Source organism: Paenibacillus sp. B-A-8, assembly GCF_048572915.1.
GTDB lineage: Bacteria > Bacillota > Bacilli > Paenibacillales > Paenibacillaceae > Paenibacillus_AQ.
On the sequence record NZ_CP183882.1, the window covers coordinates 5,559,791 to 5,575,678 of the forward strand.

7 protein-coding genes and 1 other annotated feature are annotated in these 15,888 nt (G+C 47.2%); of the genes, 3 read left to right on the top strand and 4 right to left on the bottom strand.

Annotated features, from left to right (window positions below):
• Positions 1-56: 56 nt before the first annotated feature.
• Complete coding sequence (locus tag ACN6MV_RS25100; protein WP_419885096.1) at positions 57-746, top strand: TetR/AcrR family transcriptional regulator; 690 nt, start codon at positions 57-59, stop codon at positions 744-746.
• An 82-nt stretch (positions 747-828) separates the two neighbouring features.
• A complete protein-coding gene (locus ACN6MV_RS25105; RefSeq protein ID WP_419885097.1) occupies positions 829-4,173 on the top strand; it encodes an SNF2 helicase associated domain-containing protein in 3,345 nt (1,114 codons plus the stop codon).
• Positions 4,174-4,271: 98 nt separating this feature from the next.
• Here ACN6MV_RS25105 and ACN6MV_RS25110 read toward each other — a convergent pair whose 3' ends face one another.
• The 3 genes from ACN6MV_RS25110 to ACN6MV_RS25120 form a co-directional block, all read right to left on the bottom strand.
• Entirely contained in the window at positions 4,272-5,738 is a 1,467-nt protein-coding gene (locus ACN6MV_RS25110; RefSeq protein ID WP_419886813.1) for an exosporium glycoprotein BclB-related protein, read from the bottom strand.
• Between the two features lie 501 nt (positions 5,739-6,239).
• On the bottom strand, positions 6,240-9,692 hold the full coding sequence (locus ACN6MV_RS25115) for a beta strand repeat-containing protein (RefSeq protein ID WP_419885098.1): 3,453 nt from the start codon (positions 9,690-9,692) through the stop codon (positions 6,240-6,242).
• A gap of 15 nt (positions 9,693-9,707) precedes the next feature.
• Positions 9,708-10,067: a hypothetical protein gene (locus ACN6MV_RS25120; RefSeq protein WP_419885099.1), complete on the bottom strand. Its 360-nt coding sequence runs from the start codon at positions 10,065-10,067 to the stop codon at positions 9,708-9,710.
• 282 nt (positions 10,068-10,349) lie between these two features.
• Positions 10,350-10,566, top strand: a binding site (T-box leader).
• A 40-nt stretch (positions 10,567-10,606) separates the two neighbouring features.
• Between ACN6MV_RS25120 and ACN6MV_RS25125 the strand changes: the two genes are divergently transcribed.
• Positions 10,607-12,472: an arginine--tRNA ligase gene (locus tag ACN6MV_RS25125; RefSeq protein ID WP_419885100.1), complete on the top strand. Its 1,866-nt coding sequence runs from the start codon at positions 10,607-10,609 to the stop codon at positions 12,470-12,472.
• A 58-nt stretch (positions 12,473-12,530) separates the two neighbouring features.
• Here the strand turns inward: ACN6MV_RS25125 and ACN6MV_RS25130 are convergent, their stop codons facing one another.
• Positions 12,531-15,875, bottom strand: coding sequence for a GH36-type glycosyl hydrolase domain-containing protein (locus tag ACN6MV_RS25130; RefSeq protein WP_419885101.1), 3,345 nt, complete (start codon positions 15,873-15,875; stop codon positions 12,531-12,533).
• Between the last annotated feature and the right edge of the window lie 13 nt (positions 15,876-15,888).

Below are 15,888 nucleotides of genomic sequence, written 5' to 3' on the forward strand. Positions count from 1 at the left end.
TCACTAAGATCTTTCATCGGTTAAACGGAATGAACCAAGTTTGGAGGATAAATGTAATGAAGGAACACGATTCTGCGGATCAAAATATAGAAGAGCAGTGGATTGAAGAGCTGCTGGCCAGAAGTGAAGACGATAAACTGACACCGAAGCAGATTTCCATTTTGCATGCGGCGATTGAGGTGTTTTCCGAAAAAGGATACGCTGCTACAGCGACTAGTGTGATTGCTCAAAAGGCAGGCGTAGCAGAGGGAACGATTTTCCGATATTACAAAACCAAAAAAGATTTACTCCTGTCCATCGTAGCTCCCACCATGAGTCGTATGCTCGCCCCTTTTGTGCTACGAAATTTCAATGGGGTACTTGACGTACCCTTTGACAGTTTTGAAGAATTCCTGCGATCATTCATCAGTAATCGGTTGGAGTTTGCCCGCAAGAATTATAAAATTCTAAAGATCCTAATTCAGGAGATCCCTTTCCAGCCAAAGCTCAAAGAGCAATTCACGGAGAATATTCTGAGTAAAGTGCTGGAACGTTTCATCGAAATTGTTGAACATTTCAAGGCAAAAGGCGAAGTCATTGAATTACCTGCACCCGCTATTCTACGCTTCACTATTTCATCCGTTGTAGGGTATGTGATTAATCGCCTGCTTCTACAGCCAGAGAAGGACTGGAACGACGACGAAGAGATTAACCTGACGATCCATTTTATTATGCATGGGATTGGTAGAGCCGCGGCTCCTATTTGATGCGCACGCCCGTTCTGTTATCATAAGAACTATATAATAATCGGACTTTTCGAAGAACAAGTTACGAGGAAGGAATTATGTTATGGGCTTTAGTGTAACAGAACGGGTAATTAAGCTGCTGTGCGGCAAGTCTATTTTTGAAAAAGGATTGGCTTATCACCAGTCTGGAAGCGTCGATATCCTTGATATTGAAGAACGAAATGAATCCATCCCAGATCTGCCCAGATCTCGTTATGAAGCGCTCGTTCAAGGGGGCATTGGCTACGAAGTCATGGTTGTCATTGATATCGATGGTGATGTATCGGCAGAGTGTACTTGTCCCGCTTACTCACACGGGGGGCCTTTCTGCAAACATATCGCTGCCGTATTGATCAGCATTGATGCCCTTGAGTCTACCGGAGAACAAGAGGAGCCTTCCGGGGCTTCCCGTCTTTCTTCTATAGAAGATACTGGGGTCTTAACCCCACGTATTGTTACGGATTCTACGCGAGACATAGGAGGAAATTCCAGAGATCAGCATCTGGTGAGCAGCCTGTTAGGCATGTTCAGCAACCATAAACCGCGTCCGAGTGGTACTGGAGCTTTTGTGGACAATAGAATCCCATTAAATGTAGAGTTCATCTGCAAGCCATTCACTTACAGCTACACCGCTACCATGCTGGGGATAGAAATAAAAGTCGGCTTGAAACGTCTATATGTCGTTCATAAAATAAGAGGTTTTCTGGAACGCATTCATCGTGGAGAAACCTTCGAGTTCTCTAAGCATTTCATCTATGATCCTGCCATTCACAGCTTTCGGAAGGAAGATAACATCGTTCTTCAGAAGCTGATTGAAATTGTCTTAAATGAAAAAATGTATCGTGACAACGTCACTAACTACTCTCCATATGGTGGTAACCTGGGAGGAGATCGCCTGCTGGCTGTCCCTCCTTTTTTCTGGGAGACGCTCCAGCCTGCGCTTTCAGAGGTTTCATCGGTATATCTGCAACAAGGAGAGATACTACACGAAGGCATTCATATGTCTAATGAAGCACCGCCTCTTAGCTTTGCATTCGAGCAAGCCGAAGGCGAAGGATACCATCTGGATATTCAAGGACTTGAGCAGATCTCAGTTCTGGAAGACTATGGACTCGTGCTGTCTGAAGGGAAGCTGTTGAAGCTATCCCCTCAGGAATGCATGCGCCTATCTGAGATGAAGAAAATGCTGGAATCTTCCCGGCGAGATGGCATCGATATCGCACCTGAGCAAATGGAGCCTTTTATGGACAAGGTTATTCCTGGACTGAAAAAACTGGGCAACGTGCATATCGCCGACTCCATTGCTGATCGAATTGTACAACACAAGCTTACAGCGAGGCTTTATCTGGACCGTGTGAGAGATAGACTACTCGCAGGGTTAGAGTTTCAGTATGGTGACATCATTATCAATCCTTTAGACGAAAATGCCCATATTCGCGGTACGAACTTGATTCTTATTCGCGACGGCGAAGGAGAGGCCCGAATTCTGGAGCTAATGGGGCATGAATCCTTCGCCAAAACCGAAGGCGGGTATATTATGACGGATGAGGAAGGTGAGTACGATTTTTTGTACCATACGATTCCGTTGCTTGAGCCACTGCTAACGGTCTATGCGACCACCGCTGTCAAAGATAGATTGTTCACGGGGACCACGCCACCAAAGGTGAGCATTAGTTGGAATGAGAAAACCGACTGGCTTGATTTTAAATTCGACATGGGTGGTATTCCCGAATCTGAGATTGTGATGGTCTTGAAATCACTTCAGGATAAACGTAAATACTACCGCTTGCCCGAAGGGGCGTTGCTGCCGCTGGAAAGTGAGGAGCTTCAAGAAATCATCACCTTTATGAACGAAATGGGTATTCGGGAAGGTGAGATCAAAGGTGCCGCATTTTCTCTGCCGATTGTACGTGGTTTACATTTGACCTCCGCAGACGAGAAAAGTGACTCCGTTAAGCTTGGCAGATCTTTTAGGCGGCTACTGGCGAATATGCACAACCCTGAGAACCTTGATTTTCCTATACCAGAAAGTCTAGTTCCTGTGCTTCGGGATTATCAGAAGTATGGATTTCAGTGGCTGAAAACATTGGCCCATTACCGTTTTGGCGGTATTTTGGCGGATGATATGGGTCTTGGAAAAACGTTGCAGAGTATCGCTTTTCTGCTCTCTGAGCTTCCAAATATTCGTCAGAGTGGTCTGCCGGCTCTTATTGTCGCTCCGGCGTCTCTTACCTACAACTGGCTTAATGAACTCAAAAAATTTACGCCTGAAATCAAGGCTGTTATTGCAGATGGAAGTTTAACGGAACGCGGTCGAATTTTAAAAAATGCAGCAAAGGCTGATGTAATCATCACCTCTTACCCGCTGCTTCGCAGAGATGTACAGTTGTATGCTAAGAAATCTTTTCATACCCTAATTCTCGATGAAGCACAAACTATAAAGAACCATACAACACAAACCGCTCAAGCTGTGATGGCTCTTCAGGCCCGGCATCGTTTTGCACTTACTGGGACTCCTGTGGAGAATGCGCTGGAAGATCTTTGGTCCATCTTCGGCACTGTATTCCCTGGGCTGTTTCCAGGCAAGAAGGCTTTCCACGATTTACCGCGAGATGTTATTGCTAAACGGGCACGTCCCTTTTTGCTGCGGCGCTTAAAGAGTGATGTGTTAAAGGAGCTTCCTGAGAAAATCGAGTCCCTTCAAGCCTGTGAGCTACTGCCTGAGCAGAAGAAGTTATATGTCGCTTATCTCGCCCGTTTGAAAAAAGAGGCGCTTAAGCATCTTACACAAGATAGCTTTGGCAATAATAATCGGATTAAAATCCTTGCGGGACTCACCCGTCTGCGCCAGCTATGCTGCCACCCGGCTCTTTTTGTAGATGGGTATGAAGGAGGCTCCGCCAAGTTCGAGCAGCTTCTTGAAATCATCGAGGAATGCCGCAGCTCAGGTAAACGAATGCTAGTATTCTCCCAGTTCACAGAAATGCTTGGCCTAATTGGACGGGAGCTTGGATATCAAGGCATTCCATATTTTTATCTAGACGGTCAAACGCCTGTGTCACAGCGGGTAGATTTATGTAATAAGTTTAATGAAGGAGGGCGGGATATTTTCCTGATCTCTTTAAAGGCTGGCGGAACCGGACTCAATTTAACAGGGGCTGACACTGTAATCTTATACGATCTGTGGTGGAACCCTGCCGTCGAACAGCAAGCAGCGGATCGTGCACACCGAATCGGGCAGAAAAAAGTAGTGCAAGTCATTCGGCTCGTCACCCAAGGCACTGTGGAGGACAAGATGTATGAGCTACAACAGAAGAAAAGGAACTTGATCGATGAGGTAATTCAGCCAGGTCAGGAAGGGTTATCTACTCTGACAGAACAAGACATCCGAGAAATTCTGATGATCTAGGTGTAATGATGTTTGGAGAAAAAAAGGGATATCCTTCAGCCAAATGGCTTTTGGGATATCCCTTTTTCTGTAGTAAATACGTCATAATCATCATCAGATTATGCGATTGTAACTCCTGCACTAGCGTAGCCTGCAACGGTTGCTGCAACATCAAGGCCAGCCGTTACCGTTGAAGTAAAGACCAACAACAAGCGCTCTCCCACAGTTACAGGAATGCTCAAACCTGTGGTATTCCCACTGCTAATAGATCCAAGAGAAATTAAACCTGTAAGAGCAGGACTTAATGTAACTAAAGCCCCAGGTACTGCTGTGAAGGTATTGTTAGGTGTAGTAGATCTGTATAATTGAGCCGTGATTGTTACTGTAGAACCAACTAAACTAACGGAAGCTGTCGTACTGAAATAGGCTGCTATAGAAGTAAGCGTTCCAGTTCGAGGAACTGAGAACGCAAAGTTCAGCAAGGTTCCAGCTGCTCCTGTAAGATCTATAGTGCCACCTGTAATAGCGATATTTGTTGCAGTGCTACCAAAACCAATCGCACTTGAAGTATTCAAAAGACCTCCCAATACTGTGGTCATAACAGCTGGCAGACCAGAAGCATATGGAATAATGGCTCCTGAACCCGTAGCTCCTGTTGCTCCTGTTGCTCCTGTTACGCCTGCAATTCCGGTCGCTCCTGTTACGCCTGCGACTCCGGTTGCTCCTGTTACACCTGCGACTCCGGTCGCTCCTGTTACGCCTGCACTTCCGGTCGCTCCTGTTGCGCCTGCATTTCCTGTCGCTCCTGTTACGCCTGCGACTCCGGTCGCTCCTGTTACGCCTGCGACTCCGGTTGCTCCTGTTACGCCTGCACTTCCGGTTGCTCCTGTTGCGCCTGCACTTCCGGTTGCTCCTGTTGTGCCTGCATTTCCGGTTGCTCCTGTTGCTCCTGCATTTCCGGTTGCTCCTGTTGTGCCTGCACTTCCTGTCGCTCCTGTTACACCTGCGCTTCCGGTCGCTCCTGTTACACCTGCGACTCCTGTTGCTCCTGTTGCTCCTGCACTTCCGGTTGCTCCTGTTGCGCCTGCGCTTCCGGTTGCTCCTGTTGCGCCTGCGCTTCCGGTTGCTCCTGTTGCGCCTGCGCTTCCGGTTGCTCCTGTTGCGCCTGCGCTTCCGGTTGCTCCTGTTGCGCCTGCGCTTCCGGTTGCTCCTGTTGCGCCTGCACTTCCGGTTGCTCCTGTTGCGCCTGCATTTCCGGTCGCTCCCGTTGCACCTGTACTTCCCGTCGCCCCCCTATCTCCTGTGGCACCGGTTTCTCCGGTAGCTCCTGTATAACCTATATATTCACTATACAATTCAGAGTATACAAGCCGATGGGCAGTCACTAATTGGCCTGTGCTGCTTTTTCCCCAAACTGAGACTTGAATTGGATCGTCTATCTGAGCTGATGTTATGAATAAAAATTCGAATGAATCAAAATCTGCATAATAATCTTTCGTTAGCACTTGATTAGGACCCACAGTATGAAGTTCACTAACATATAGTGTTCTTGTACCGTTCATATAGTAGCCTTGAATTTGTATCATAGCCGCAGAAACATCACTCTGATTGACAAGCTTAATAGTAACCAGCTGGGTGGGTCTTCCTCCGCCTACCAGATTGTTTTCTATAGGTCCAGTAGATAAATAACTCAAGTTATCAACTCCTTTTATTTTTAAATAGATTGCCTACAAAAAGATTGTCCTACAAAAACTCTAAATAGTTGCGTTACTATAAACATTCCTCCGATCTACTCTAAATTCGCTAGCAATGAGCCTATTATATTTTTCAGTTGGAAATTTCCGGCTCTTAATAGTAATATTCTTATCTTGATTTAAGGTGTGGACATCCATCAAAAGCTACTACTATACATATTAAATACTTATAAAAACTCTGAAAATCTATCATCATTTAATTAGCTGTAGATCTTAGGAGCATTATTCTGTTCTCCCCATAACATGTCCCTTTAACAAAACAGAGGATAGCTCAGGAACCTTACTTACGCTCCAGAGTACCCCCTCTTTTTACCATCAAACTACGTGAATAAATTAAGTCAATTCATGAACAGACCAAACGATACCCGCTGTGTTAGCGCCGCCCAAATCCAAAGGAACCGTCAAGCCATTTGACACATAGAACAAACCAATAACATCACCTGCTGTCAGTGCAAATTCACCAGCCAACGTTACAGTCCCGCTTCCCAAAATAGCTCTCAAAGTTAGAATAAGCGCAACATTCACATCCAACACTGGAAATAATCCACTAACCAGATTTGTTGTTGTTGGAGAAGTTCTCTGAACTACGAAAGCTGGATTGATCGCACTGCCGAGACTAATTGAGATTGAGGCAGTTGTGGAATAGTTGATAGTAGCTTCAATTGAATATCTGCCGGTTGTCGGAATGGTATAATTGCCCCCAACTTCGTCGAAAGTCGGGCTATCATAAAATGGTGTTGTTACAGTCCAACCTGTTATTTGTGAGGAAGTGGAGACCGACAATGAAGATTTAAATGCCGAAAATCCCTCTTGTTGAATATTCGGACCCGTGACTCCTGTTGCTCCGGTAATACCTGTTACTCCAGTTACTCCTGTTGCACCTGTTGCTCCTGTTGCTCCTGTTGCTCCTGTTGTTCCTGTTGCTCCAGTCGCTCCAGTCGCTCCAGTTACTCCGGTTGCTCCAGTTACTCCGGCTGCTCCAGTCGCTCCAGTTACTCCATCTGCTCCGGTTGCTCCAGTCGCTCCAGTTACTCCATCTGCTCCTGTTGCTCCTGTTGCACCAGTCACTCCGTTTGCTCCCGTTGCTCCTGTTGCTCCTGTTATTCCAGTTGCTCCTGTTGCACCAGTCACTCCGTCTGCTCCCGTTGCTCCAGTTGCTCCTGTTACTCCAGTCACTCCGGCTGCTCCCGTTGCTCCAGTTGCTCCTGTTACTCCAGTCACTCCGGCTGCTCCCGTTGCTCCAGTCACTCCGTTTGCTCCCGTTGCTCCAGTCACCCCGTCTGCTCCTGTTGCTCCAGTCACTCCGGCTGCTCCCGTTGCTCCAGTTGCTCCGTCTGCTCCCGTTGCTCCAGTTGCTCCAGTTGCTCCAGTCACTCCGTCTGCTCCTGTTGCACCAGTCACTCCGTTTGCTCCCGTAGCTCCTGTTGCTCCTGTTATTCCAGTTGCTCCCGTTGCTCCAGTCACTCCGTTTGCTCCAGTCGCTCCAGTTACTCCTGTTGCTCCAGTCACTCCGTTTGCTCCCGTTGCTCCAGTCACTCCGTTTGCTCCCGTTGCTCCTGTTGCTCCTGTTATTCCAGTTGCTCCAGTCACCCCGTCTGCTCCGGTTACTCCGGCTGCTCCAGTCGCTCCAGTTACTCCTGTTGCTCCGGTAACTCCAGTTGCTCCTGTTGCACCTGTCACTCCGTCTGCTCCTGTCGCTCCAGTTACTCCAGCTGCTCCTGTTGCTCCGGTAACTCCAGTCGCTCCTGTTGCTCCATCTACTCCGGTTGCTCCATCTACTCCGGTTGCTCCAGTCGCTCCAGTTACTCCAACTGCTCCTGTTGCTCCTGTTGCACCAGTCACTCCAGTCGCTCCGTCTGCTCCTGTTGCTCCAGTCACCCCATCTGCTCCAGTCGCACCTGTCACTCCGTCTGCTCCCGTTGCACCTGTCACTCCGTCTGCTCCAGTCGCTCCTGTCACTCCGTCCGCACCTGTCACACCTGTCGCTCCTGTTGCACCAGTCACTCCGTTTGCTCCCGCTGCTCCAGTTGCTCCAGTCACTCCGTCCGCACCTGTCACACCTGTCGCTCCTGTTGCACCAGTCACCCCATCTGCTCCAGTCGCACCTGTCACACCTGTCACACCTGTCGCTCCTGTTGCTCCTGTTGCTCCTGTTGCTCCAGTCACTCCGTCTGCTCCTGTTGCTCCTGTCACTCCGTCTGCTCCCGTTGCTCCTGTCACTCCGTCTGCTCCTGTTGCTCCTGTCACTCCGTCTGCTCCCGTTGCTCCAGTCACTCCGTCTGCTCCTGTTGCTCCAGTCACCCCGTCTGCTCCGTCTGCTCCGTCTGCTCCTGTTGCTCCAGTCACTCCGTCTGCTCCCGTTGCTCCAGTCACTCCGTCTGCTCCTGTTGCACCAGTCGCTCCGTCTGCTCCCGTTTCTCCAGTCACTCCGTCTGCTCCCGTTACTCCAGTCGCTCCATCAGCTCCAGTTGCTCCAGTCACTCCGTCTGCTCCCGTTGCTCCAGTTGCTCCGTCTGCTCCCGTTGCTCCAGTCGCTCCTGTCACTCCGTCTGCTCCAGTTACTCCTGTTGCTCCGTCAGCTCCCGTTGCTCCTGTTGCTCCAGTCACTCCGTCTGCTCCTGTTGCACCAGTCACCCCGTCTGCTCCTGTTGCTCCAGTCACCCCGTCTGCTCCCGTCGCTCCAGTCACTCCGTCTGCTCCTGTTGCTCCAGTCACTCCGTCTGCTCCCGTTGCTCCAGTCGCTCCGTCTGCTCCCGTTGCTCCAGTCACTCCGGCTGCTCCCGTTGCTCCAGTCACTCCGTCTGCTCCCGTTGCACCTGTCACTCCGTCTGCTCCTGTTGCTCCAGTCACTCCGTTTGCTCCCGTTGCTCCAGTCACTCCGTCTGCTCCAGTCGCACCTGTTGCTCCGTCCGCTCCTGTTGCTCCAGTCACTCCGTCCGCACCTGTCACACCTGTCGCTCCTGTTGCTCCAGTCACTCCGTCTGCTCCAGTCGCTCCTGTCACTCCGTCTGCACCTGTCGCTCCAGTCGCTCCGTCTGTTCCCGTTGCTCCAGTCACTCCGTCTGCTCCCGTTGCTCCAGTCACTCCATCTGCTCCTGTTGCACCTGTCACTCCGTCTGCTCCCGTTGCTCCAGTTGCTCCGTCTGCTCCCGTTGCTCCAGTCACCCCGTCTGCTCCATCAGCTCCAGTCGCACCTGTTGCTCCAGTCACTCCGTCTGCTCCCGTTGCTCCAATCGCTCCGTCTGCTCCTGTTGCTCCAGTCACTCCGTCTGCTCCTGTTGCTCCAGTCACTCCGTCTGCTCCTGTTGCTCCAGTCACTCCGTCTGCTCCTGTTGCTCCAGTCACTCCGTCTGCTCCTGTTGCTCCAGTCACTCCGTCTGCTCCCGTTGCTCCAGTCGCTCCGTCCGCCCCTGTCGCTCCAGTTACTCCAACTGTTGCACCGAGTAATTCAGAATGAACAAGTCGGTGAGCAGTCACGATTTGACCTATACTATTTTTTCCCCATACTGAAATTTGAATAGGATCATTTACCAGGCTTAAAGTCGTAAATATAAATTCAAATCCATCAAAATCTGCATAATAATCTGATGATATTACTTGTTCAGGCATAACGTTAAAAAGTTCACTAACATATAAAGTTCTTGTCCCATCTATATAATATCCTTGGACGAGAACCGTAGAAGAAACAACATCGCTTTGGTTATCGATTTTGATCGTAACATGTTGAGTAGGTCGTATACCTCCCACCATCGTATTATCAATCGGCCCGGTAGATAAATTGCTCAATTTCTCAACACTCCTTTAGATTATTGCTGAATATTTTTCCCACGCTGCTATTCGATGAGGATCTACTAATTGCCCCGAAGCCTGTTTTCCCCAGACCGAAATCCCTAGCTCTGCTTCAACCTCGTCTACTGTTGCAAACACAAATTCAAATGCATCTAAATCAGCAAAATAGTTCCTAGTAAGAACTTGGTTAGGTGCGAGATTTAGCATTTCATTCACGTACATCGTTCTTGATCCATTTAATAAAAAGCCTTGAATGACAAAATTATATGGATTAAGAGAATCACGGTTAACTACTTTTACTGTTACGATTTGAGTCTGTCTGACCCCCAGAATTGAAGTATTATCTATAGGTCCAGTTGAATATAAAGCCATCTTTATTCACTCCTCTCTCCCACTGCATTTTGAAAGATTACAAACTATAACACTAGTAACATGGTTCATAATTAATAGCTCTATATAGTAATATTCTGTATTTAAAATTAATGTGTGGACATTTATGCAAAGGAATTGCCATTCGAGTAATGACTACCTTCTATACTTTGAATTCGCAATCTACTAATCGAACAATCTAATACTCAAACATCTTCTAGATTTCACTGAGTAACACACCCTATTGCTTTTTTCGAAATATTCGTTATACTGATAAAAATTATTCAAGCATCGATGAGCGGGAGAGTAGTTAACGTGTTCTAGTCCTCAGCGAGCCGGGTAAGTGTAAGCCGGCACAGATCACCTAATGAAGCGCACCCGTGAGATGGACTTCTGAACCCAAGTAGGAAGCCCCGGCTAAAGACCGTTATCCTGTAAGGTGGCTAAACGTCTGTTTAGCAACGAGAGTGGTACCGCGAGCGCTTAAGCCCTCGTCTCTTTTGAGACGAGGGCTTTTTTGTATTTTCAAAGGAGGGTATAACATGTTAAAGCAAATCATCAAAAACAGCATTGAACAAAGTGTAAAAAAAGTGTTCCACAGCTTAGAAATTTCCTACACTAAGGATGTTGCTCTTCTAATCGAACAGCCAGCGAATCTGGAGCATGGTGATTATTCCTGCAATATTGCTATGCAGCTAGCTAAAACCCTGCGCAAATCTCCTCTCGTCATAGCCGAATTAGTAAAAACAGAAATTAAACTACAAGAGAGTTACACAGGTCTTTTACAAAAAGTCGAAGTAGCTGCTCCTGGTTTCATTAATTTGTATATCGATTGGCAGGTGTGGGCTAAACATTCCTTTGATCTACCTGACAGCACAGGGGGCAAGGTCATCATCGAGCACACTTCCATCAATCCCAATAAAGCTGCTCATGTAGGTCACCTGAGAAATGCTTGCATCGGCGATACACTAGTCAGAATAATGAAAAGAACCGGATATAATGTTGAGGTCCATAACTACGTTGATGATCTGGGCAACCAGCTGGCTGATACAGTTGTAGGTTTATTAAATGTACCTTTGGAAGGAGATCATCAACGCTTCGGTGATTATTGCTGGGATCTTTATGCCAAAGTGAACAAAGAATATGCACGGAATCCAGAGATGACACACAAGCGCACGGATATGCTGCATGCTCTTGAACAGGGTGACGGCAATGAGGCGTGGCTGGGCAACCTAGTCGCTGAACGTATCGTGAGAGAACATGTAGCGGAAATGAAGCGTTTTGGTATTCATTATGACCTGCTGGTATGGGAGAGTAATATTTTAAAAGAGGGATTCTGGACAGCCGCATCTGAGCGATTGAAGCAAACGGCAGTTTTTGTACAGGAGACTGAAGGTAAGCTTGCGGGATGCTGGGTGCTAAAGCAAGGGACAGACGTAAACAATGAAACGGATTCCGAGGATCATCAGATGGATAAGGTGCTTGTGCGTTCGAATGGTATTTTGACGTATACAGCCAAAGACATTGCTTATCATCTCTGGAAATTCGGTCTACTAACCAAGGATTTCACCTATAGTGAATTCTCATCCGGCTTATGGACCACAGGATTAACTGGAACCCAAGAGCCTTATGGACATGCAGACCGTGTCATTAACGTGATTGATTATAGACAGGAATATCCGCAACAAATGGTTAAGCAGGCTTTAAGCGCACTAGGTTATAACGATCAGGCAGAAAAGCTCCATCATGTAAGTTACGGTGTTGTTTCTCTTAGTCCGGCCTCAGCTGCTGAGCTGGGAATAAATATTTCAGAAGGAAAATCTTCTTATGCCATGTCCGGACGCCAAGGAATTGGCGTAAAGGTGAGCGATTTAGTGAAGCTTATGGAACAGAACATAGAACATTCGCGCTCCGATAAAGAGGGGCTTTCCAGCCACATCATTGCAGCTGCTGCCATTCGTTATTATCTGCTGCGGTTCAATCTGGGAACGGAAATCGTGTTTGATTTCAAACAAGCTACAGAAATATCCGGGAATACCGGGGTTTATCTGATGTACACCTATGCTCGTGCTAGCAGTGTTTTGAGCAAATCTACAATCCCATTCAGCACAGACGCCTCAGTACTTCAATTCCCTATCGAAATGGAAAAAGCAGAACTTGCTCTCCTGAGACAGCTTAGCCTCTGGCAGGAGACATTGTATTCTGCCAGTGTAGAATTGACGCCGAATATACTCTGTACCTACGCGCATACCTTAGCCACACTCTTCAATAACTTCTATTCTTTATGTCCGATTTTAAAAGGTGAGGCAGGAACCATTGCCTTTCGTCTCTGGCTCACTTCGAGATTTAAGGACACTTTAGGGGATGTACTTGAAGTGCTTGGGTTACCGACACCGAGCCGTATGTAGCACAAAAAAGGGCAATCTCCACGCTTATCGCGGAGATTGCCCTTCAAATAATATGATCTTACTTATAAATGTCTATCACATTTCCAGCTTCCACGCAGAGACGATCAAAGTCTTCGCGCTTGATCCGGATACCGCCACTACGGTAACGATTAAGCGTATCTTCCGCTTGCACTTCCTTACCGTTAACAGTAATCCGACTGTTGTCAGAGCCCGTAAGGTGATAAATAAAGTCTACCTTAGTACCTGCATACTCAAAGCTAAAGTGCATTCCGTCCAGTGACTCCGGCAGAATTGGGTCGATGATTAAATCCCCGCCTTCCGTACGGATCCCCAGTGCATTGGAGATTAACTGGTTCATGTAGATCCCAGGACCGCTGGAATAGATTCTCCATCCACCTTTGACCGCTACATCACCATTACGCAGCTTATCGAAATTCTCCTGTGCCTCATAACGGGTGTTAAATTTACCGTCCGAGCTGCTGAAATAAGAGTTAGCCTGACGTAGTTCAGCGTTTGGCACCACGTCACGGATTCCGATCGGATTGATCGCCGCTAGGCCATTCCAGACCTGATCGGTTTTCCCTAGCTTAGCCATAGCTTCTACATAACGGATGTGTGCATGCACATATTGAAGTCCAATTTCCCGACCAAAGTTAGAAGCTTGCTCCGCACGTTTGAAATGAGTGCTAACGCCGCCAACGTATTGTGCTGGACGGTTCATCAGACGAACGCCGTCTGGGCAGAACAATTTATCCTGGATCACTTCATAGTGCGCTTCAGCTTGTTCCGGTGTAAGCAGCTCACTGATCATACTGCGCGTCATTGGCAGCAGACGGTATTGAATTCCGGTTTCTGTATCGCTTGGATGTACCATAAGCTTCACCTGCTCAGGGTCCTCCATATACAGGAATCCAGGAATTACCTCAGATTGGAGCATATGAGTGTTGAAATCCTCACGGATTCCCTCTACCATCGCTTTCAGCTCTTCAGAACCTGCTGGATCAACTTTATGAAGCACTTCAGAGAACTGATTCAATGTCTGATACGTAAGCGCCACTGTCCAGCTACTCACCATGTACTGCTTCAGCTGTGGATTTGCCGGCTGGAGTGTATCATCCCAGTCTCCATCACCGTAAGAAGACAAATGCGTGTCATGCAGGAAGTGATTCTTAATATAAGCAACTTCCTTCCGTGCATGATCCAGCAGCGTCGCTTTTTCCTCTGTAAAATCAAAGCTATGCTTACGAGTGTACGGCACAGTCGCTTGCAAAATGCTGTAGTCTTGCGTTACTGCCAAATAGTCTCCAAGCACTTTGAGTGGCCATACAATAATATCTCCATGGCTCTCCTCTTGCTGAATCTTCGTATATTTATCAAACATGAACCACTGCGGCCAGTTACCGTCATCTTCATATTGATGAGCATACAGGGTAAGCAATATTTCACGAACTTGATCGTATTTTTGCGTAGCCATGAAGTATTCTACTGGTCCTTGACACACGTCACGGGTTCCCCAAGCAGCACCGCCATATTGTTCCAATCCGTGAGGGACTGAATAATGGACGAGCATATTATGGGTATACCACCAAGCCAGAGCATTTACCTTAAACAGCTCGCCTTCCGACCCATCACCTAACGTCAAACGGAAGCCATTCATAACCCCGCTATAGAACTCGCGGTATGCGGAAATCTCTTCTTCAGCTGTACGACTGCTCGATTGAATCTCCTTACCATCCAGAAGACCTTGAATGTTCAATGTCCACTCACTGCTCTCCGACAGTTCCAGAACTGCTAGCGGTGCATCGGTCTGCTCAGCATGAGAGACAAGTCTACCTTCATTTTGAAGAGTAAAATCTGCTCCCTGTACCTGGAATTTATATTGCAGATCAGGATATTCTCCTGCACTTAGTGCGCTTCTGTCAGCCGAGAAAGTTACGGTTCCCTCTTCTTGCTTGAATTGATATGGAAGCTCGTATTCGTTAACGTTCATTGTGATTTGGTTAGTGACTAGATAGCGATAAGCTTTTCCGCTTTCGGTACGCACATTCAGGAATATCTCCGGAGAATCTGCAGTAGTGTAGTTCGTAATAATGAAGCATTCGCCATCAGTTCTGTAATACCAACGGGCATAGTTGAAACCAACCTCGAATAGAGAAGGCATGGTCAACAGACGGTATTCACCATTCCACTGCACATAGATACGTTGTCCTGAAGCTTTCGGAATGTTAAGTGCATTTCTTGCATTGGTCATGAGTTTGTTGAAATTAGTATTACCAATAACGATTTGAGAGTTAAATATTCCGTACATATAGGAAGTCGTAGTGATGACTTTATCGTTAAGTCGGGCATTATCGCCACTCATTAGAATATGGCCATGAGGGCGCTCTACCTTAAGTTCCTTCTCTTTCAATACAACATGCTCATAATTTTCCGTGAAGAAAGACAGAAGCTGGTCTCCCTCTTTCTCTTCTTGAAAACGAACCGGGAACAAGGCATCGATCTCTTCGCCCGTCAGAGAGTTTGCAGCCAGAGGCGCGCCCAGCTCTTTCGTTAGGAAAGAACGTTCGAGCGTTGCTTCAACTTCTAAAGGCAACTCTTTTACAGTTTCCCAAGCCGCAGTAACATCCTTCGCGAATTCTAACGAGGTGATCGCTTCTGGATGATCTTGCTTGAACAATCCATAAAATACAAATCGGGCTTCCCCGCTCAGCTTCACCCGCTCCGATTGCAGCGCGGTATAAGCGAATTCATATTGATAGATTTCATTACTTAATTGCTCATGACTCAGGCTTTCCGGTTGATTGGTCTCTTTATAAGACAATCCAAAGAATTGGAAACCATCCGTTGAGAAGCTTGCTGCTTTAGTGATTGCACCCTGTTGTAGATATGGAAATTTGCCACCTTGCGGTTGATTCTGTCTGGAGCATACTACATATCCCTTTGACTGATCCTCGAATACGGCATGATCAATATACTGTGACAGGTAGGCTTCATTACTGCGAACAGCACCGATATCGGCATTACCAACATCTTGTCCGTAAACGAGATCCACATCTGCGTCTTGCCCTGAAAGCTTCACATCCCAGAACCAAGCGCCTTGAGCCGTCGGAGTAAAAATAACCTGATACTCAATTTTTTCCGCAGTACCTTCCCAAACCAAGCGGTTCCCAGCCTTACGTACAGTACTTGAAGAATGAATGCCAAGCAAAGGAACAGCTTGAATGCTTCCATTACTATGAATGCGTAAATATAGATTGGATAAGGAGCCATCCACAATATTAGGCAGCAATTGATTGATCATTGTCCGTTCATGAAGAACTTGGAACAGGTCCCCGCTGTTTGTAAAAATGAATGATAAGTCCCCGGCGTTTAAATGGATGTTAGAATTCATAGTAGTAGTCATATTCTTGTATTTC

Bases quoted from the DNA above. Each gene is read 5' to 3' on its own strand.
- ACN6MV_RS25100 (WP_419885096.1), top strand. From the start codon at position 57: ATGAAGGAACACGATTCTGCGGATCAAAATATAGAAGAGCAGTGGATT.
- ACN6MV_RS25105 (WP_419885097.1), top strand. From the start codon at position 829: ATGGGCTTTAGTGTAACAGAACGGGTAATTAAGCTGCTGTGCGGCAAG.
- ACN6MV_RS25110 (WP_419886813.1), bottom strand. From the start codon at position 5,738: ATGATACAAATTCAAGGCTACTATATGAACGGTACAAGAACACTATAT.
- ACN6MV_RS25120 (WP_419885099.1), bottom strand. From the start codon at position 10,067: ATGGCTTTATATTCAACTGGACCTATAGATAATACTTCAATTCTGGGG.
- ACN6MV_RS25125 (WP_419885100.1), top strand. From the start codon at position 10,607: ATGTTAAAGCAAATCATCAAAAACAGCATTGAACAAAGTGTAAAAAAA.
- ACN6MV_RS25130 (WP_419885101.1), bottom strand. From the start codon at position 15,875: ATGACTACTACTATGAATTCTAACATCCATTTAAACGCCGGGGACTTA.